Source organism: Methylobacterium sp. NMS14P, from assembly GCF_028583545.1.
Classification (GTDB): Bacteria; Pseudomonadota; Alphaproteobacteria; order Rhizobiales; family Beijerinckiaceae; genus Methylobacterium.
This window is the reverse complement of the sequence record NZ_CP087106.1, coordinates 3689401-3707005: the sequence shown is the minus strand read 5'-3', so window position 1 is coordinate 3707005 and position 17605 is coordinate 3689401. Positions and strand designations below refer to the sequence as shown.

Annotated in this window: 17 protein-coding genes; 6 read left to right on the top strand and 11 right to left on the bottom strand. The window is 72.1% G+C overall.

Annotation, left to right across the window (positions count from 1 at the left end; all coding sequences use genetic code 11):
• Nucleotide 1: 1 nt before the first annotated feature.
• Genes LOK46_RS17605 through LOK46_RS17590 form a run of 4 tightly spaced genes read right to left on the bottom strand, consistent with a single transcriptional unit; the run spans nucleotide 2 to nucleotide 5435 of the window.
• Complete coding sequence (locus tag LOK46_RS17605; RefSeq protein WP_273559241.1) at nucleotides 2-892, bottom strand: polysaccharide deacetylase family protein; 891 nt, start codon at nucleotides 890-892, stop codon at nucleotides 2-4.
• Nucleotides 893-902: 10 nt separating this feature from the next.
• On the bottom strand, nucleotides 903-3371 hold the full coding sequence (locus LOK46_RS17600; protein WP_273559239.1) for a branched-chain amino acid ABC transporter ATP-binding protein/permease: 2469 nt from the start codon (nucleotides 3369-3371) through the stop codon (nucleotides 903-905).
• Between the two features lie 4 nt (nucleotides 3372-3375).
• Complete coding sequence (locus LOK46_RS17595) at nucleotides 3376-4245, bottom strand: branched-chain amino acid ABC transporter permease (protein WP_043348786.1); 870 nt, start codon at nucleotides 4243-4245, stop codon at nucleotides 3376-3378.
• A gap of 8 nt (nucleotides 4246-4253) precedes the next feature.
• Complete coding sequence (locus LOK46_RS17590; RefSeq protein ID WP_273559236.1) at nucleotides 4254-5435, bottom strand: ABC transporter substrate-binding protein; 1182 nt, start codon at nucleotides 5433-5435, stop codon at nucleotides 4254-4256.
• 196 nt (nucleotides 5436-5631) lie between these two features.
• On the opposite strand from LOK46_RS17590, the gene LOK46_RS17585 reads away from it, so the two are divergent.
• The gene (locus LOK46_RS17585) at nucleotides 5632-6048 is read left to right on the top strand and encodes a nuclear transport factor 2 family protein (protein ID WP_273559235.1); all 417 of its coding nucleotides are present in this window, start codon (nucleotides 5632-5634) and stop codon (nucleotides 6046-6048) included.
• 10 nt (nucleotides 6049-6058) lie between these two features.
• Here the strand turns inward: LOK46_RS17585 and LOK46_RS17580 are convergent, their stop codons facing one another.
• Nucleotides 6059-6760 carry a GntR family transcriptional regulator gene (locus LOK46_RS17580; protein WP_273559234.1) on the bottom strand — a complete coding sequence of 234 codons (702 nt, stop codon included), beginning with the start codon at nucleotides 6758-6760 and terminating at the stop codon, nucleotides 6059-6061.
• Nucleotides 6761-7235: 475 nt separating this feature from the next.
• On the opposite strand from LOK46_RS17580, the gene LOK46_RS17575 reads away from it, so the two are divergent.
• Complete coding sequence (locus LOK46_RS17575; protein ID WP_273559233.1) at nucleotides 7236-7661, top strand: MucR family transcriptional regulator; 426 nt, start codon at nucleotides 7236-7238, stop codon at nucleotides 7659-7661.
• Between the two features lie 55 nt (nucleotides 7662-7716).
• On the opposite strand, the gene LOK46_RS17570 is transcribed toward LOK46_RS17575, so the two are convergent.
• The 4 genes from LOK46_RS17570 to LOK46_RS17555 all read right to left on the bottom strand — a co-directional run bounded on the left by LOK46_RS17570 (nucleotide 7717) and on the right by LOK46_RS17555 (nucleotide 11491).
• On the bottom strand, nucleotides 7717-8658 hold the full coding sequence (locus LOK46_RS17570; protein ID WP_273559231.1) for an alpha/beta hydrolase family protein: 942 nt from the start codon (nucleotides 8656-8658) through the stop codon (nucleotides 7717-7719).
• On the bottom strand, nucleotides 8655-9899 hold the full coding sequence (locus tag LOK46_RS17565; RefSeq protein ID WP_273559230.1) for an MFS transporter: 1245 nt from the start codon (nucleotides 9897-9899) through the stop codon (nucleotides 8655-8657). Before LOK46_RS17565 ends, LOK46_RS17570 begins: the two co-directional genes overlap by 4 nt.
• A gap of 113 nt (nucleotides 9900-10012) precedes the next feature.
• Complete coding sequence (locus LOK46_RS17560; RefSeq protein WP_273559229.1) at nucleotides 10013-10939, bottom strand: LysR substrate-binding domain-containing protein; 927 nt, start codon at nucleotides 10937-10939, stop codon at nucleotides 10013-10015.
• Nucleotides 10940-11086: 147 nt separating this feature from the next.
• Nucleotides 11087-11491 carry a DUF983 domain-containing protein gene (locus LOK46_RS17555; RefSeq protein ID WP_273564617.1) on the bottom strand — a complete coding sequence of 135 codons (405 nt, stop codon included), beginning with the start codon at nucleotides 11489-11491 and terminating at the stop codon, nucleotides 11087-11089.
• A gap of 198 nt (nucleotides 11492-11689) precedes the next feature.
• Here LOK46_RS17555 and LOK46_RS17550 point away from each other — a divergent pair, with 198 nt between their 5' ends.
• Together LOK46_RS17550 and LOK46_RS17545 are read left to right on the top strand one after the other, a co-directional pair.
• A complete protein-coding gene (locus tag LOK46_RS17550; protein WP_273559228.1) occupies nucleotides 11690-13081 on the top strand; it encodes an aminotransferase-like domain-containing protein in 1392 nt (463 codons plus the stop codon).
• 160 nt (nucleotides 13082-13241) lie between these two features.
• Nucleotides 13242-13751 (top strand): c-type cytochrome, encoded by a 510-nt coding sequence (locus LOK46_RS17545; RefSeq protein ID WP_273559227.1) that lies wholly within the window; start codon nucleotides 13242-13244, stop codon nucleotides 13749-13751.
• Between the two features lie 61 nt (nucleotides 13752-13812).
• On the opposite strand, the gene LOK46_RS17540 is transcribed toward LOK46_RS17545, so the two are convergent.
• Nucleotides 13813-13944 (bottom strand): hypothetical protein, encoded by a 132-nt coding sequence (locus tag LOK46_RS17540; RefSeq protein ID WP_273559226.1) that lies wholly within the window; start codon nucleotides 13942-13944, stop codon nucleotides 13813-13815.
• A gap of 225 nt (nucleotides 13945-14169) precedes the next feature.
• The gene (locus LOK46_RS17535; RefSeq protein ID WP_273559224.1) at nucleotides 14170-15924 is read right to left on the bottom strand and encodes an ATP-binding response regulator; all 1755 of its coding nucleotides are present in this window, start codon (nucleotides 15922-15924) and stop codon (nucleotides 14170-14172) included.
• A 134-nt stretch (nucleotides 15925-16058) separates the two neighbouring features.
• Here LOK46_RS17535 and LOK46_RS17530 point away from each other — a divergent pair, with 134 nt between their 5' ends.
• The gene (locus tag LOK46_RS17530) at nucleotides 16059-16826 is read left to right on the top strand and encodes a response regulator (RefSeq protein WP_273559223.1); all 768 of its coding nucleotides are present in this window, start codon (nucleotides 16059-16061) and stop codon (nucleotides 16824-16826) included.
• Between the two features lie 141 nt (nucleotides 16827-16967).
• A complete protein-coding gene (locus LOK46_RS17525; RefSeq protein WP_273559222.1) occupies nucleotides 16968-17246 on the top strand; it encodes a hypothetical protein in 279 nt (92 codons plus the stop codon).
• Nucleotides 17247-17605 lie beyond the last annotated feature (359 nt).

Genomic DNA, 17605 nt, shown 5'->3' with positions numbered 1-17605 from the left:
GTCAGCGCGGCCCGGCCTCTCGCGCCACGATGTGGTCGGCGATCGCCCCGGCGGTGGTGAGCCAGATGTCGGCGCGGCGGTCGGCGATGTGCCGGAGCGCCCGCCGCAGGGGCCGCAGCCGGTGCGGGCGCCCGACGATGTAGGGATGGAGCGCGATGCCCATCACCAGCGGCGCGCCCCGAGACTGCTCCAGCATTTCTTCGAAGGCGTCGACGATGGCTTCGGCGAACTGGCGCCCCGTCTCCTTGCGGGCCACGATGGCGGGGATGTCGTTGAGTTCCTGCGGGTAGGGCACCGTCAGGATTCGGCCGCCGCCGCGGGTCGCGAACCAGGTCGGCTGGTCGTCGTGGTCCCAGTCGAGCAGGTAGCGGTAGCCGGCCTCGGCGAGCAGGTCAGGCGTCACCCGCGACTGCGAGATCCAGGGCCCGAGCCAGCCGGCAGGCGGGCTGCCCTCCTGCGCGGCGATCACCCGCGTCGTCTCGGCGATCAACGCCCGCTCGGCGGCCTCGTCGAGGGTGCCCTGCCGCTCGGCGTTGGTCCGCCCGTGGCCGACGATCTCGTCGCCCCGCGCCCGGAACGCCTCGATCAGCCCGGGACAGTCCCGGTAGAGGTTGCTGTTGACCAGCACGCTCGCGGGCATGGCCAGTTCGTCCAGCATCGCGGCGATCCGCCAGGCGCCGACCCGGTTGCCCCAGTCGCGCCACGCGTAGTTGAGCACGTCCGGCTGCGGGCCGCCCGGGGCCAGCTCGGCGCCGAGGCCCTCGCCGAACGCGAAGGTCTCGAGGTTCAGCCCGACATAGACGGCCAGCCGCTTGCCCGCCGGCCAGTCGTAGACCGGGCGGTCGGGGAGGGCGCTGTAGCCGTAGCGGCCGTGTCCGGCATTCGTGTCCATCAGGGCCCCCTTACGCCGCACCGAGATAGGCCGCTTCCAGCCCCTTGTCCGCCGACAGCTCCGCGGCGGTTCCGCGCGCGACGACCCGGCCCTGCTCCAGGACGTAGCCGCGGTCGGCGACCGTGAGGGCCAGTGCCGCCATCTGGTCCACGATCAGGATGGTGACGCCCTCGTCGCGCAGCTCGGCCACGGTCGCGTAGAGGGCGTTGATCATCGCCGGGGCGAGGCCGAGCGACGGCTCGTCGAGGAGCAGGATGCGCGGGTGCGCCATCAACCCGCGGGCGATCGCCAGCATCTGCTGCTCGCCGCCGGAGAGCAGGCCCGCCCGGCTTGCCGCCCGGTCGCGCAGCCGCGGGAACCGGTCGAGCAGGCGCTCCACCTCGGCCGGGTCGATCGGCGACCCGCGCCCGAAGGCGCCGAGACGGATGTTCTCGACGACGGTGAGCTCCGGGAAGACCTGCCGGCCCTCCGGCACCAGGACGAGCCCGCTTCTGGCGATCCGGTGCGCAGGTAGCGCCTCGACGCGCCGGTCCTCGAACACGACCGATCCCGCGACCGGGCGCAGCAGCCCCGCCAGGGCCCGCATGGCCGTGGACTTGCCGGCCCCATTCGCGCCGAGCAGGGCAACGGTCTCCCCCGGCCGCACGTCGAGATGGACGCCGTCGAGGACGGGCGCGGCGCCGTAGCCGGCGGTCAGGTCGAGGACCGAGAGGACGGCGTCCGCCGGTCCCTGCCACGGCGCGCTCCGCGGCCGGGCCGGGGTGTCGGCGCCGCCGAGATAGGCGCGCAGGACCGCCGGGTCGCGCCGGATCTCGGCGGGCGTGCCCCGCGCGATCGGGCGCCCGGCATCCATGACGAGGATGTGGTCGGAGATGCCCATCACCAGCGGCATGTCGTGCTCGACCAGCACCACCGCGACGCCGCTGTCGGCGATCCGGCGGATCAGCCGGGCCAGCCGGTCGGTATCGGCCCGCGACAGGCCGGCGGCGGGCTCGTCGAGGAGCAGCACCGCGGGACCGCCGGCGAGCGCCCGGGCGATCTCCACGAGGCGCCGGTCGACATGGGGCAGCTCGGCGGCCGGGCGGTCCACGGCGCCGCGGTAGCCGACGAAGGCGAGGAGCGCGGCGGCCGTCTCGCGGTCCCGCGCCCGCGCACGGCGCCAGAGCCGGCCCGGCGCGAAGCCGAGGGCGACGTTGTCGGCCACCGGCAGCGAGCCGAACAGGCGGGTGGTCTGATAAGTGCGCGCGATGCCGGCCCGGGCGACGACGTGGGCCGGCCGCCCGGCGAGGTCGCGGTCGCCCAGCCGGATCGCCCCGGCGCTCGGGCGGTAGAAGCCCGAGACCATGTTGAGCACGGTGGTCTTGCCGGCCCCGTTCGGGCCGATCACGCTGGTGACGGCCGCCGGCCGGGCCGTGAGGTCGACGCCGTCCGCCGCCGTGATGCCGCCGAAGCGGATGCCGACGCCCTCGAGGACGAGGGCCTCGCGCGCCGCCGTGCCGGGCAGCGGCACCTCCCCGCCCTCGACGGCGGCTGCCTCGTCGCGGCCTCGCGGCAGCAACCGGGCGAGGCTGCCGACCAGCCCCGAGGGGACCAGCCACAGCACCGCCAGCGTCGCGACGCCGAAGAACAGCAGGCGGTACTCGGCGAGGCCGGACAGCGCCTCCGGCAGCAGCACGGTGACGAGCGCCCCGAGCAGCGGGCCGAGCACCGTGCCGGCGCCGCCGACGATCACTGAGAGGACGAACAGGATCGACTGCGAGAACGGGAACGAGCTCGGCGCGATGAACAGCATCAGCGGCGGCAGGATTGCCCCCGCGAGGCCGGTCAGGGCGGCGGAGATCGCGAAGGCCAGGGTCTTCACCCGGACCGGGTCGAAGCCCAGAGCCGCCGCGGCGACGTCGGCGTCGCGCACGGCGCGCATCGCCCGGCCGAGGCGGCTGCGGGCGAGGATATCGAACCCGGCGAGGCTCGCCCCGGCCGCGAGCACCGCCAGCACCGCGAGGCCGGCCGGCGAGAGCGGCGCGCCGAAAAGTGTCGGGGCGTCGGTCACGACGAGGCCGTTCTGGCCGCCGGTCAGCTCGCCGCCCTCGATCAGGCCGTGCTCGACGATGAAGCCGAAGGCGATCGTCAGCATGGCGAGGTAGGGGCCCTTCACCCGCATCGCCGGCACCGCCACGAGGCCGCCGACGAGCGCCGCGATCGGGGCCGCCGCCGGGAGCGCCAGCCAGAAGCTCACGCCGTGGAGCGTCAGGATCGCGCTCGCGTAGGCGCCGATCGCGTAGAAGCCGGCCTGGCCGAAGGAGATCAGCCCGGTCAGGCCGAGGAGCACGTTGAGGCCGACCCCCGCCACCGTGGTCAGTGCCACGAGGGCGATCACGAAGTGGCTGTAGCCTGCGGTCAGCGCGACGAGGCCGAGCGCGGCGGCGGTGAGGCCGGCGATGCCGAGCCGCATCGCCGGGCCTGAGCGCAGGTACGGCATCGGGTCAGACCTTGTTGACCGCGGCGCGGCCGAGCAGGCCGTCGGGGCGCAGGGTGAGGGCCAGGATGATCACCGAGAACACCACGAGCTGCGTGTAGGTCGAGCCGAGGGTCGCGGTGACGCCGGCCTCGACGAGGCCGTAGAGCAGCCCCGCCAGGATCACCCCGGTGGCGGAGCCGATGCCGCCGAGGATCGCGACCGCGAAGGCCTTGATGCCGAACAGTGTGCCGAGCTCGGCCGAGACCGAGAACAGCGGCGCGATCAGGAGCCCCGCGATGCCGGCCAGCACCGCCGAGAGCGCGAAGGCGCAGGCCACGGTGCGGCGCACGTCGATCCCCATCAGGCGGGCGGCGTCGGCGTTCTGCGCCACGGCGAGCAGGACGCGGCCGAGATCGGTCCGGCGGAACACCGTGCGGATCGCGAAGGCGAGCGCGATCCCGACCACCGGGATCACGAGCTGCAGCGGGTAGATGCCGGTCCCGAGGATCTCCACCGGCTTCGTCGCCAGCGGGGAGGGCAGGCTTCGCGGCTCCTTGCCGAAGGTGAACAGCACGGTGTTGTCGAGGACGATGCCGCCCGCCACCGTCGCCAGGAGCCACGCGTCCGAGCCGCGCGCCACGAACGGGCGGACCAGCGCCCGCTCGACCACGAGGCCGAACAGGGCGCAGCCGGCGAGCGCCAGGACGATCGCGGCCGGCATCGGCCAGCCGAGGGTGACGCCGAGCGCGTAGGCCAGGACCGCCCCCAGGGTGACGACGCTGCCCTGCGCGAAGTTCACGGTCCCCGACACCGCGTAGGTCACGTGGAAGCCCAGGGCCACGAGCCCGTACATGCTGCCGAGGCCGAGGCCGCTGACGAGGATGGAGGTCAGCATCGCCGGGCTCAGTTGGTCACCGCGACGATCTCACCGTCCTTGAAGCGGGTGAACACGTAGTCGTTCGGGCCGAGCGCGTCGTGCCGGCCGGGCGCGAAGGGCTTGTCGTAGGTTTTGATCAGGCCCGGATAGGTGCCGATCTTGTAGAAGCCGTCGCGGACCTTCGGCCCCTCGGTGGAGCCCGCGGCCTGGATGGCGAGCGCCAGCAGGTGCGTCGCGTCGTAGGCGTTGGCGATGCCGACCGCGGGCGTGACGTCGGCCATCGACTTGATCGCCGGGTACTTGGCCTTGAGCGCGTCGAGCACCGTGCCCGCCTTCGGCGACGCGTTGCCCGCGAAGGTGAAGGTCTGGATGAAGTGGACCTTGCCGGCGCTCGGGCCGGCGAGCTCGTCGAAGCGCCCGCCCGCCGGGCCCCAGTGCGAGACGACCGGCACCGACCAGCCCATCCGGTCCAGCGACTTCACCACCTGGGCCGAGGGTCCGACATTGCCGACGAGGAACAGCGCGTCGGCCCCGGCCTCCTTCAGCCGCGACAGCTGGGGCACCATGTCGACGTCGTTGGCCTCGTACTTCTCGATGCCGGCCGCCGGGAGGTTGGCCGCCTGCAGGGCGTCCTTGAGGCCCTTCTGGTTCGACTCGCCCCAGGCGTTGTTGACGAGGATCATCCCGGGCTTCTTCGCCCCGTAGGTCTTCACCGCGTAGGCGACCAGCGCCTCGTCGACGAGGGCGTCGACCGCGGAGACGCGGAAGGCGTAGTTGTCGGCGGCGCCGTTGCGGGTGATGCCGGTGCCGGCCGCCCAGGGGCCGATGAACGGCACCTTCATCTGGTTGGCGATCGGCACGATCGCCATCGAGACCGGCGTGTCGAGGCCGCCGACCACCGCGACGACGCCGACCCGCTGGATCAGCTCGCGGGTCGCCAGCACGCCCTTGGACGGGTTGGCCTCGTCGTCGCGGGCCACGAGCTCGAGGGGGCGCCCCAGGACGCCGCCCTTGGCGTTGATCTCGTCGATGGCGAGACTCATCCCGCGGGAGATCGCCTCGCCGGACTTGGCGGACTGGCCGCTCAGGGCCGTTACGAGGCCGATCTTGACGGTGTCGGCCGCCTGCGCGGTCGAGACGGCGAGGGCGAGCAGGGCGCTCGTCGTCACCGCGATGCGGCGCAGGGTCGGGGGCAGGAAGGAGGCCATGGCGTGTCTCCGAGGGCGGGGCGCAGCCTGCCGAGCGCAACCTCCGTGCCATCGGGAATTGGCCGATTCGGCCGCTGCACAGCCCGGTGATTGTATCCTCGGGGGCAATCTGTGCTCAATCCGGCGTCAAAGTGCATACACTTCCTGCATGCACGAGCGCGGCTTTTGCGGCACGTTAGGCCGACAGGAGGCCTGCATGACCGACGTGACCCAAAGCGCGGCGACCGCGCGCGACGCCGCCAACGTGACCGCCTATCTCGAGGCCTCGATGGTGCCCGATCCCGAGACGGCCGCGCGCTACATGGCGCCGGGCACGCGGATCGTGTTCACCGGCGCCCGGGTGTTCAACCATCCGTCCGAGGTCACGGCCTTCAACGCCGGCCGCTACGCCTGGGTGAAGAAGCGGATGGAGCGGCTGGACGTGGTGCCGGGCGACGGCGTCACCACGGTCTACAGCCTCGGCACCCTGTACGGCGCGTGGCCGGACGGCACCCCGTTCGAGGGCAACCGCTACGTCGACCGTTTCACCGTGCGCGACGGGCTGATCGTCGGCATGGAGGTCTGGAACGACAGCGCCGAGCGCCTCCTGACCAAGCACGGCCTCACGGCTTGACGCGGCGGGCTCAGGCCCCGCCGCCCGCGACGTAGGGCGCCAGCAGGCGCGCGAGATCGCGCTCGCGCGGGGCCGGCGGGACGATGCGTGCCCGGTCCGCCACCGCGTCGAGATGGTGGTCCATGAGCGCGGCGGCGCGCTCGGCGTCGCCCGCGACCAGGGCGGCGACGATGTCGCGGTGCTCGCTCACGGCGCAGTCCGAGGAATGCGGGCGGCTGTAGAGAGACAGGATCAGGGCGCAGCGATAGCCGAGTTCCGCGACGTAGCGGGTCAGCACCGCGCTGCCGGTCATCTCGGCGAGCATCAGGTGGAATTCGGTGGCGAGCCGGATCGACAGCGCCTCGGGTCCGCCCCGGGCGGCCTCCTCGCGGGCGATCTGGTCCAGCAGGCCCTGGCGCTGCTCCGGGCTGAGCTGCCCGGCGAGGCGGCGCACCACCAGCCGCTCCAGGCCGAGACGCACGTCGAAGGTGTCGCGCGCCTCCTCCCAGCTCGGCGTCGCCACGACGGCGATGCGGTTGCGGCGCAGGTCGACCAGGCCTTCCCCGGCCAGCCGCAGCAGGGCCTGCCGGGCAATGGTGCGGCTCACCCCGAACCGCTCGCCGAGGGCGTCCTCCGGCAGGCGGTCGCCGGGGGCGAGCGCCCGTTCCACGATGGCCCGTCGCAGGGCCTGGCAGATGGCCCCGACGCGATCGCCCTCGTCCACCGCCCTCATGGACGGTGCCCGGACTCTGTCGCCCGTGTCCGCGCGGATTGAACCGTCATGATCCTCCCTCGGGCGCGATTCACCGCGACGCATCCGGGCCCCTTGCCCGGTCGGCTCTTCGCAGACCTGGCGCCGCGTGTGCAACGGTCGCGCCAGCGTCGTCGGTGACCGTCCGCCGTGCGCGAATTCCGCCGATCGCGCTTCCATCCGTGTCCGTGGGCGTCTCGTGCGGGACCGGCGCGACCGCTTCCAACAAGGTCGCCGCCACGGACGTGTCGCAGATCCAGTACAGCAACCTGTTCGGTACCCAGGTCCGCGGGGAGGATGGAGCCCCTTTCTGGTTGAGAAATTTTGCAGTCATTGTTTCTATAAGTAGAATATCGGTCTCAATGTTCTTTTTTGAAGTTCAATCAAGATGAAGGACTGACATGCGAAAATTGATATACAACTCTCATGGGGCACTTTTGGAGGAGGAATGGCAGGTATGCTACCTGAGGTTGGTGCCGACGCGGGAGAAAATTCTGACTCGTCATTGAGAAATTCAATCAAGATCGTCTGTGCCTACGTGACCCACAATCCGGTCTCCCCCGTCCAACTCTGTGAGATTTTAGCCAGTACGTACGAGATGCTTAGACAGATCGGCGCGGGACCGGCGCGCGCGGTCGCGACGCCCGACGCCGCCACCGCGCGGGAGATCCGCGCGTCGATCCAGGCCGAAGGCCTGATCAGCTTCATCGACGGCAGGTCCTACAAGACGCTCAAGCGTCACCTGACGGCTTACGGGCTGACACCGGAGGAATTTCGCGCCAAGTACGGGCTGCCGCGAGACTATCCGATGGTGGCTCCGGGTTACGCCGCCAAGCGCTCGGAGATCGCGCGATCGCTGCAGCTGCGTCACAGGGCGGGATAGGCCCTCTCGCCCGCGTCCGAAGCGGTTCGCCGCGACACGCCCGGTCACGCGCGGATCAGGCGCCCGGATCGATCGCGGCCTCCGGCCAGGGGTTCTGCCCGTCGCATAACCAGCGCAGCGTGTCGGTCCAGAACGTGCCGCTCGCGCGCGCGCGGAACAGGCCGAAATGGCCGATCGCCGCCGCGCCGATCACGGGCGACGCCAGCTGCACCTGGATGCGCGGGCTCGACACGTAGTAGCCGAGGCCCCGGTGGATCGCGGTCGGCGTTCCGAACGGGTCGTCCGGGGTGCCGACTGCCAGGATCGGGGCGCGCACGGCGGCGAAGCGGGCGAGGAGCGCCGGGCGCTCGGCGGCCGGGTAGCTCGCCTCCATGCGCCGTCCCCGCGACGCCCACTCGTAGGCCATGCCGGCCGGGAGATCCTCGATCCATCCGAGCCGACGGCCGGGAAAATAGCCCACGACGGCGGTCAAGCACGGCATCAGCAGATGCCACTTCGCGATCATGCCCAGCCTGTCGCGGGCGCGATAATCGTGGCGATAGGCGTATTGCGCGCCGACGGTGAGGATGCGGTCCACCGCGCCGGCCGCCTCGGCGAAGCCTGGGAGAAAGCCCCCGATGCTGTGGCCGACGACCATCAGCGGACCGGCCTCGCGCGCTCGGACCCACCGGACGGCGGCGTCGAAGTCGAGCTCGCCCCAGTCCCGCCAGCGGATGCCGGATCCCCTCAGGCGCGCGGGCCGCGATTCGCCGATGCCGCGGTAATCGTAGGTGAGCACGACGAAGCCGCGCTCGGCCAGGAACCGCGCGTAGGCGTGGTAGTAGCGCGCGCGGACGCCGGTCGCCGGGTTGACGATGATCGTGCCCCGGCCCGGCGACCCGCTCGCGCCCGGGCACCAGAGGTGACCGTGGAGTCGGTAGCCGTCCCGGCAGGCGATCGCCACGGCTCGCGGGCCGACACCTTCGGTCATCGCCGGCGCGTCGCGGACGGTCGTCATCGGGCCGCCTCCGCGACGGCCGGAGCGACCGGACGATCGTCGATCGGGACGTGCAGGAGCGCGGCGATCAGGCCCGCGAGGGCCGTGGCGAGCCAGACCGGACCGTAGGATCCGGAGATTTCCAGCACCACGCCCCCTAGCCACGCCCCGAGGAACGATCCGATCTGGTGGCTCAGGAAGACGATCCCGAACAGGGTCCCGAGGTGGCGGACCCCGAAGACCCGCGCGACGAGGCCGCTCGTCAGCGGAACCGTACCCAGCCAGGTCAGGCCCATGACGGCCGCGAAGGCCAGGACCACGGCTTCGGATTTCGGCGCGATGAGGAAGGTGCCGATCGCGGCGGCGCGGATCAGGTAGAGCCAGACGAGGACGTGCTGCGGCCGGTACCGGCCGCCGAGCCACCCGCACCCCCAGCTTCCGGCCATGTTGAACAGGCCGATCAGGGCCAGCGCCGTCGCGCCCAGGCCCACCGGCATGTGGCAGAGGGCGAGGTATCCAGGAAGGTGCGTCGCGATGAAGGCGAGCTGGAAGCCGCAGGTGAAGAAGCCGAGCGTCAGCAGCCGGTAGCCCGGGTTCCGCCACGCCCGCAGGATCGCCTCGGACGGGTCGCCGGCCGCCGACGAGCCGTCCGGTGCCGCGGCGCGGGGCGCCCGATCGAGAGCGACGCCGAGAGGCGCGAGCGCCACGACGATGGCCGCGAGTGCGAGGAGCGCCGCGCCCAGGCCCGCGACCGCGGTGATTGACTGCGCGAACGGGACGAGCAGCACTTGGCCCAGCGAGCCGCCGGCGCTCGCGAGGCCCAGCGCCGCGCTGCGTCGTTCCGGGGCGGAGGCGCGACCGACCGCGCTCAGGACGACGCCGAAGCCGGTGCAGCTGAGCCCGATCCCGACCATCAGCCCCATGCCGAGCAGCAGCATCGGCGCCGTCGGCACGCGCGCCATCAGCACGAGGCCGCCCGCGTAGATTAGCGCGCCGAGGGCGACGACCGGCGCGGCCCCGTAGCGATCCGCCGCCGCGCCCGCGAAGGGCTGCGCGACGCCCCAGACGAGGTTGTGCAGGGCGATGGCGAGGGCGGTCGTCGCCACCGGGACGCCGGTCTCGAGGGAGTAGGGCCCCAGGAACAGCCCGAAGGTCTGGCGGATCCCCATCGCGCCGCTCAGGACCAGACCGGCCGCGATCGCCACCGGCACCACCGGCAACCTGACCCACCGCGCTGCGCGCGCACGCCCGAACGTTGCCATCGCGGTCTCCTTCGCGGAGACGCTCGCAGCCGGCGGCCGGGACGACAAACGAGAAGATCTCCTCGGGCGGTGAGCGGCGCTCACGGGCGCGCCGTCCCGGCCCCTTCGGGCTGTCAGGCGGCTCTGGTCGGGAAGCGCGCCTTCTGCTCGGTCGCGAACCGCCTCGCCTCCGCCAGCAGCCAGGTCCGGAACTGGTCGGAGTCCTGCCGATCGTCGTCGCCCTCGGCGCTCACGAGCCAGTGGGACGTCGCCGCCGCGACGGCGGGGCCGACCCCGACCAGGGTGCCGTCGCGCAGTTCCCGGTCCATGAGCGCGCCCCGGCCGAGGGCGACGCCCAGGCCCACGGCCGCGGCCTGGAGCGCCATCGCGAACGTGTCGACGTGCAGGGTGTCGGCCGAGGACAGTTCCGCGGTCCCCGTCGCGTCGCTCCAGGCCTGCCAGTCCTCCGTCGCGGACGTGACGTGGATCGTCGTCGCGCGCCGGAGATCGACGGCACCGTCCCGGCCGGTGACGGCGTCGCGATAGGCCGGGCTGCAGACGGGGAGCAACCAGTCGTCGAAGAGGCGGATGCTGCGCTGCCGTGGGGTCGGGACCCGGCTGAGACGGAGGGCGAAATCGTAGCCGTCGATCGGGAAGCCGACCTGCCGGTGGGAGGTGTCGATCCGGATCGCGATCTGCGGATGGCGGCTGCGGAAGCCGGGTAGCCGGGGCAGCAGCCACCGCGTCGCCAGGGTGGGTGCGCAGCTGATGGCCAGGATCCTGCCCGACCGCGGCGCGGGCAGGCGGCGCGTCCCGATCAGGATCAGGGACAGCGCCTCGGACACGTAGGTCAGGTACTCGGCGCCCGCGCGTGTCAGCGCCAGCCTGCCCGGCTCCCGGACGAACAGCTTGACGCCGAGCGCCCTCTCGAGGCCGACGATCCCGTGGCTCACGGCGCTCGGCGTCAGGTTCAGTTCGGACGCCGCGCGGGCGAAGCTGAGATGGCGGCCGGCCGCTTCGAAGAGCCTGAGCGTGGACAGGGGAGGCGTGCGCGGCCGCATGGGATCGTCGGGGTGAGGCAGCCGGTCGCCGGGACGGCGACGACTTCATCGGACGGGCAAGCTAGCCTGGATGGCGCCGCGGGCCCAAGGCGGGGCGGGACCCTGGTCAGCGCCGGAGCGGGACGGACGTCGCGGGCGGCGACGCGGTCAGTCCCGCGGTGTCGGGCCGGGGACGGACGCCTTCGGGACCGCGAGGCGTCCCTCCTCGGCCTTGTTGATGTACTGGCTGGCGATGAAAAGCCCCTTCAGCGGCCGGATGATCGGCACGCAGGCCAGGAGGAGCAGAGGGAGCGTCACCGCCGCGTGGACCCAGAGCGGCGGGTCGTAGGCGAGTTCCAGCCAGATCCCGAAGGCGGTGACGGGGAACGCCATCGTCATCATGATGAAGAAGGCGGGCCCGTCCGCCGGGTCGGCGAAGCTGTAGTCGAGCCCGCACGCCTCGCAGCGCGGCCGCAGAGTGATGAAGCCGTCGAACAGGCGACCCTGTCCGCAGCGCGGGCAGCGGCAGCGCAGGCCGACGGACATGAGCGATTGATCGGTGGTCCTCTGCATCATCCAAGGTCCTGAACAGCAGGCCGACCCTGAACGAACGGGCTTGTGCCTGCCGATTGTATGGCATATTGAGCCATACAATCACGGTGGAAACTGAGCGATCCGACGTGTCGTTCGCGGATCACGACCGCGAAACGCCGCATTGCGCCCCGGCCGTATGCTGAATGTATGCATACGCCGGCGGGAGAACAGGGGTCAATGTTGGAATCCTGGAGCCCGACAATCGCCGGCGAGACGGGGCCCAAATACCTCGCCATCGTCCGGGCACTGGCGGAGGACATCCGTGCCGGACGCCTCTCGCCGGGGGCGCGGCTGCCGCCGCAGCGCGCTCTGGCGAAGCACCTCAACGTCGATCTCACGACCGTCACGCGCGCCTTCAACGAGGCGCGCAGGACGGGATTGATCGACGCGACCGCCGGCCGGGGCAGCTTCGTCCGGGCACCCCGGTCGGCGGCCGCGGAGATGCGCCGGCCTGATCCGTCCGGCAGCGTCGACTTCAGCATGAACATGCCGCCCCAGCCGGCGGCGGCGCGGCTGGCGGAGCGCCTGGAGGCGGGTCTGTCGCGGCTCGCCGGATCGTCCGGCTTCCTCGCCCGGATGCAGTACCAGGACAGTGCCGGGAACCTGGCCGACCGTGCGGCTGCGGCCCACTGGCTCGGTCGACGGCTGGGGACACTCCCGGTGCAGCGCGTCCTCGTGGCCGGCGGTGCCCAGGTCGTTCTCGCCGCCGTGCTCGCCGCCGTCATGAAGCCGGGCGATGCCCTCTGCGTCCCGGCGCTCACCTATCCCGGGCTGCGCACGGCCGCGGAGCGCCGCGGCGTCCGCCTCGTGCCGGTGGCCGCCGACGCGGAGGGGCTCGATCCGGACGCCTTCCTCGAACGCTGCAGATCCGATCGGCCGCGGGCCCTGTACCTCGTGCCGACGCTCGACAACCCGACCACCGCGACTCTCCCGGCGATCCGGCGCCGGCAGATCGCCGAGATCGCCCGCACGCACGGCGTCGCCATCATCGAGGACGACGCGTACGGCGCGCTGCCCCTGGACGCGCCGGCTCCGATCGCGTCCCAGGCGAGCGACATCACGTGGCACATCGCGACGCTGTCCAAATGCGCGAGTCCCGGCCTGCGCGTCGCCTACGTCGCGGTCCCCGGAACGAACGAGGCGGTGCGGCTGGCGGCCGAACTGCGCGCCATCAACATGATGGCCTCGCCCCTCACGGCCGCGCTCGCCTCACACTGGATCGCCGAGGGCGAGCTCGACGCCGTCGTCGCGGCGATCCGGCAGGAGAACGAGCTCAGGCAGGCGGTCGCGCGCGAGACGCTCCAGGGTCTCGACGTCCGGGGGCATCCGTGCGGGCACCATCTGTGGCTCCGGCTCCCCGATACCTGGCGTCGCGGCGAGTTCGGCGCCCACGCGCGGCAGCTCGGCGTGTCGGTCATCCTGAGCGACGCCTTCGCGGTCGGGCCTGCCCCGGAAGCCATCCGCGTCTCCCTGGGCGCGGCGCCGGACGCCGAGACGCTCCGATACGGCCTCAGCCTGCTCGCGACGCTGCTGGCGCATCCGCCCGGCGCGATCTCGACCGTTGTCTGAGTCGGCTGAGGCGGCGCGAGCCTCGCACGTTCAGGCGGTCCGCGCCGCGCGGACACGTGCTGCGCCCCGGTCGTCGGCTGGCTCCCACTCGGAGCGTCGCGCTCCCCGTGGGACGACCGGCGCCTGCCAACTCGAATCCGCTCACCGCGGAGGAAATGCGATGCTGTGGTGTCTCAGGCAGACGCGACCGCGGATCCTGCGGCGTCCCGCGCGCATCGCGGCGCTCGCGCTGGCCCTGCTCGCGGCAGCCTGCTCGGACGACGGGCGGGAACGCCGCCGCGCCCTGGGCGAGACCCCGAAGTTCGACGACGTCATGCGGGTGGCCGACGCCGAGCGCGGCGGGCGGCTGTTCGGTCAGTGCGCCGCCTGTCACACGATCAGCCCGGGGGCGGGCGATCGGAACGGTCCCGGACTCTACGACGTGCTCGGCAAGCCTGTTGCCAGCAACAGCAGGCGCTACGGCTATACCGGGGCGCTCCGGTCGCTGGGCGGCGTCTGGACCCCGGAGCGGATGGACCTCTGGCTCGCCGCCCCGGCGAAGCTGGCGCCCGGCACGAGCATGAGCTTCCCCGGACTTCCAGATCCCCTCGATCGGGCGGATCTCATCGCCTACCTCCGGACGCAGTCGTCCGGGGAGGGTGACGCCGAGGCGCCCCCGACGAGGCCTTGAGCAGGTCCCGGGGGCCTCGTTCGTCCTTCCGCGCTCGGCCGGAGCCGGGTCTTCCTGCTGGTCAGACGAAATGCGCCGGCAGGGCCACGTCCTGCGCGTACTGGATCAGCGCCAGTGCGAGACCCGCGATCATCGACCAAGCGACGATGCGGTCGGACCCGGACGCGGTGTTCGTCATCATGCGCGTGACCATCTGCCGTCTCCTTGTCGTCGCGGCCAGCGATCGGCCGCCCTGAAGCGGCGTTATGGTCAAGCTCCATTGCCTCAGTATTGCGCGAAGTATTTCGTCCCGCGCGGCGGCATCGACTGATCCCGCGATCCCGGCCCGCGCGGGATCGCCGGAACGGTCAGTCCGGAGGCCGTCCTTCGTGACTGAGGCAGGCCCGCGTCGGTCCGGGAGAGCTCCGGGAGCCTCCCCTCAGAACAGGCCGACGGACTCTTCCGGGAAGCGGATCGCGAAGACCGCGCCCAGGCCCGGCCCGGCGCTCTCGGCCGTGGCGCGGCCGCCGTGGAGCTCGGCGATCCGACGGACGATCGACAGCCCGAGACCGGTCGAGTTCTCGCCGCCGGTGGGCTTGGCCGACAGGCGCTGGAACCGCCCGAACACGCGGGCAGAATCCTCCGGCGACAGGCCGGGCCCGTGGTCGGCGACCGCGCAGACCAGCTGCGCACCCCGCGGGCCCGGCTCGCGACTCACCCGCACCGTGATCGCCCCGCCCGTCGGGCTGTACTTGATGGCGTTGGACACGAGGTTGTCGAGGGCCTCGCGCAGGCGCTCGGCGTCGCCGCAGAGGAACAGCTCGTCGGGGCCCTCGCAGACGAGGGTCTGGCCCTTGGCGTCGGCCAGCGGCCGGTCCGCCTCGCAGACCTCCCGGGCGAGGCCCGCGAGGTCCACCGGTTCCCGGCGCAGGCTGATGTCGAGGGCGTCGTTCATCGCGTCCGCCATGAGGCTGTCGATCATGGTCGTCAGCCCCTTGGCGCTGGTGCGCACGTGCTGCACCTGCGCCCGCATCTGCTCCCGGTCTCCCTGCATGTCGATCAGGTCGGACAGCATCTCGGCGCGGCCGAGGATCACCGCCAGTGGGTTCTTGAGATCGTGCGCGATGGTGCCGAGGATCTCGGTCTTGAGGCTGTTGGCGCGGCGCAGGTCCGAGCGCTGCAGGTCCAGCCGGCGGTTCGCCCGGATCAGCTCGGCGGTCCGCTCGACCACCCGCCGCTCCAGGTCGGCGTTGGTCTGCTGCAGACGCTCGTAGAGGATGACGTTGTCGAACGCGATCGACAGCCGGCTCGTGAACAGCGCGATGAGCGAGCGGTCGGTCTCGGAGAGCTGGCGGTCGGCCTCGATCAGCGCGACGATCTCGCTGCCGCTCGCCGTGTGCAGATACAGGGTCGACCAGTGCTCGCCGAAGCTGTGGCGGCGCTCGGCGAAGGCCCGCTCGACGAGGGGGTGCACCCGCTCCTCAAGCGGCCAGGCCGGCTCGCGCCCGGCGTAGTGGCCGTAGCAGCCAGACCCGGCCAGGACGCAGAAGCGCTCCTGCGGGGCGGCGGTCTCGCGCAGGACCAGGATGCCCGCGCAGGCGACGTTCAGGAGCGAGGCGACCTGAGTGAGGACGCCCTCGGCCAGGCGCTGCATCGACTTGTGATCGAGGAGCATCGGCGCGGCGTCGATGATGATCTCGAGCCCGCGCCGGGTCTCGTCGAGGCGCTTGAGCTGCTGATGGGCGCGCAGGGCCGCGGTGAGGCTGGTGAACAGCTTGTCGGCTGTCAGCTCGGTCTTCGCCTTGTAGTCATTGATGTCGTAATCGACGATGATCCGCCGCTCGGGAGCCTGCCCGGGCTGGCCGGTCCGCAGGATGATGCGCACGGTCTCCTGCCGGAGTTCGCGCCGGATGTAGTCCACCAGCTCCAGCCCGGCGTTGTCGGTCTCCATCACCACGTCGAGCAGCACCACCGCCACGTCGCGGCGCTCGGCGAGCAGCACCCGCGCCTCCGCGGCCGAACGGGCGGTGAGGATCTCCAGGCCGCGTCCGTCGAGGGTGTAGCTCGCCAGCGCGTAGCGCGTGCCGTCGTGGACCGCCGGATCGTCGTCGATCACGGCGATCACCCAGGCGCCCGCGGTCGGCTGCGCCTCATCGAGGTCGTCGGGGATCAACGTGAGGGTATCATCGTCCATGGCTGTGACCCGAAATGCTGCTCGTAACCGGACGACTACGCTAGAAATCGTGTTGAAAACTTGTCACGCTAACGTGAGCCGATACGATTCCTGAATTCGTTCTAAAGCGAACCCGGAAAGTGCGCACCGCTGCGATGATCATTCCAGACAGCCCGGCCCCCGGCACCGCCCGCGGCGGCGCGGCGATCCCGTCGATCGCCGTGGTCGACGACGAGGCGGCGACCCGCGAGATGGTCGGGGATTACCTGAAGCTCCACGGGTTCTCGGTGATCCTGTGCGACGGCGGGCGCGCCCTGCGCGAGCACCTCGCCCGTCGCAGCCCGGACCTGATCGTGCTCGACCTGAACATGCCCGAGGAGGACGGGCTCTCCATCGTGCGCGACCTCAAGGCCCGGACCGCGATCCCGATCATCATGCTCACCGCCACGGCGAGCGCGATCGACCGCGTGGTCGGGCTGGAGCTCGGGGCCGACGATTACTTGCCCAAACCGTGCGAGTTGCGGGAACTGGTCGCCCGCGTGCGGTCGGTCCTGCGCCGCGTGCAGATGCCGAGCGCCGCAGCGGCTCCGGCCCCGGTGCCGGCGGGCGGACGCCGGATCCGGTTCGGCACCAAGTGGCTGGAACTCGACGCGCTGCGCCTGAGCGACGATGCCGGTCTGGAGCAGGCGCTCACCCGCTCGGAATTCGATCTGCTGAAGGCGTTCGCCGACAACCCGCGGCGCGCGCTCTCCCGCGAGCGCCTGCTCGACCTCGCGGATGCCCGCGACCCGGACGCGTTCGACCGCGCCATCGACGTGCGGATCAACCGCATCCGCAAGAAGGTCGAGCCGGATCCCGGCAATCCGCGCTACATCCGCACCGTGCGGGGGCTCGGATACATATTCCGCCCCGAGGGCGACTGATGCGCTGCGGCTCAATGTTGCGTCCGGACGGGCGAACGCAACAATTCGGCCCTCGGATCGAGCTGGAAGCAATATCGACGGTACGGAGCATCCCTATCAGCGTGGCAGGACCGAGGGCCGTGGGTGCCCGGAGGACGGGCCATGCGACACGTGATCGGTACCTCGTCGGCCGCGGCGGTCGGCACGCTCTGCATCCTGGCCTTCGTCGGCTGGACCCCGGTGCCCGGAACCGCGCCCGGAGCCGTGCCCGCGGAGGCCCGGGGCGTCGTCCCGGCCGCCGCGGCCCGTGACGGCGCTCCCTGTGCCGGCGCGGCCTGGCCGTACCCGCCGGGCGCCTGCGCGGGTAGCGGCACGGCCGGGGGCCCGGCCGCCCGGCGCGTCCGGCTCATCGCGGTCGATGCCGCGCCCGGCACGCGGTGAAGGGCGGACTCTGCCATGCCGCACTTCAGCGACGATCCCGCTGCCGACGAAGATCCCGACCTGCTTCTCCGGCTGCGCCGCATGCTGCACGGCGGAGATCCCGCGCCGCGGCGTCTGCCGACCTGCGCTGAGCGGTTCGGCGGGCCCACGCCGCACGGCAGGCCCACGCCGCGCGATGGCGCGCGTGACCCGCGGGATGCGGTTTTGGCCGGTCCCCACCCGCGACCGGCCGGATCCCGGCCCCGCTGAGACCGCGCGTGGTGGGTGGCCGCGACGCCGTCTGTGCGAGCGCAGCGCGGCGATCCAGCGGCGCCGCACCGGCCGGTCGCGCGCAGACCTGGGTCACTTCGCTGCGCCCG

What these genes read in the sequence shown, in the direction of transcription:
- LOK46_RS17605 (WP_273559241.1), bottom strand. Translation starts at nt 892, where the DNA reads ATGGACACGAATGCCGGACACGGCCGCTACGGCTACAGCGCCCTCCCC.
- LOK46_RS17600 (WP_273559239.1), bottom strand. Translation starts at nt 3,371, where the DNA reads ATGCCGTACCTGCGCTCAGGCCCGGCGATGCGGCTCGGCATCGCCGGC.
- LOK46_RS17595 (WP_043348786.1), bottom strand. Translation starts at nt 4,245, where the DNA reads ATGCTGACCTCCATCCTCGTCAGCGGCCTCGGCCTCGGCAGCATGTAC.
- LOK46_RS17590 (WP_273559236.1), bottom strand. Translation starts at nt 5,435, where the DNA reads ATGGCCTCCTTCCTGCCCCCGACCCTGCGCCGCATCGCGGTGACGACG.
- LOK46_RS17585 (WP_273559235.1), top strand. Translation starts at nt 5,632, where the DNA reads ATGACCGACGTGACCCAAAGCGCGGCGACCGCGCGCGACGCCGCCAAC.
- LOK46_RS17580 (WP_273559234.1), bottom strand. Translation starts at nt 6,760, where the DNA reads ATGAGGGCGGTGGACGAGGGCGATCGCGTCGGGGCCATCTGCCAGGCC.
- LOK46_RS17575 (WP_273559233.1), top strand. Translation starts at nt 7,236, where the DNA reads ATGCTACCTGAGGTTGGTGCCGACGCGGGAGAAAATTCTGACTCGTCA.
- LOK46_RS17570 (WP_273559231.1), bottom strand. Translation starts at nt 8,658, where the DNA reads ATGACGACCGTCCGCGACGCGCCGGCGATGACCGAAGGTGTCGGCCCG.
- LOK46_RS17565 (WP_273559230.1), bottom strand. Translation starts at nt 9,899, where the DNA reads ATGGCAACGTTCGGGCGTGCGCGCGCAGCGCGGTGGGTCAGGTTGCCG.
- LOK46_RS17560 (WP_273559229.1), bottom strand. Translation starts at nt 10,939, where the DNA reads ATGCGGCCGCGCACGCCTCCCCTGTCCACGCTCAGGCTCTTCGAAGCG.
- LOK46_RS17555 (WP_273564617.1), bottom strand. Translation starts at nt 11,491, where the DNA reads ATGCAGAGGACCACCGATCAATCGCTCATGTCCGTCGGCCTGCGCTGC.
- LOK46_RS17550 (WP_273559228.1), top strand. Translation starts at nt 11,690, where the DNA reads ATGTTGGAATCCTGGAGCCCGACAATCGCCGGCGAGACGGGGCCCAAA.
- LOK46_RS17545 (WP_273559227.1), top strand. Translation starts at nt 13,242, where the DNA reads ATGCTGTGGTGTCTCAGGCAGACGCGACCGCGGATCCTGCGGCGTCCC.
- LOK46_RS17540 (WP_273559226.1), bottom strand. Translation starts at nt 13,944, where the DNA reads ATGGTCACGCGCATGATGACGAACACCGCGTCCGGGTCCGACCGCATC.
- LOK46_RS17535 (WP_273559224.1), bottom strand. Translation starts at nt 15,924, where the DNA reads ATGGACGATGATACCCTCACGTTGATCCCCGACGACCTCGATGAGGCG.
- LOK46_RS17530 (WP_273559223.1), top strand. Translation starts at nt 16,059, where the DNA reads ATGATCATTCCAGACAGCCCGGCCCCCGGCACCGCCCGCGGCGGCGCG.
- LOK46_RS17525 (WP_273559222.1), top strand. Translation starts at nt 16,968, where the DNA reads ATGCGACACGTGATCGGTACCTCGTCGGCCGCGGCGGTCGGCACGCTC.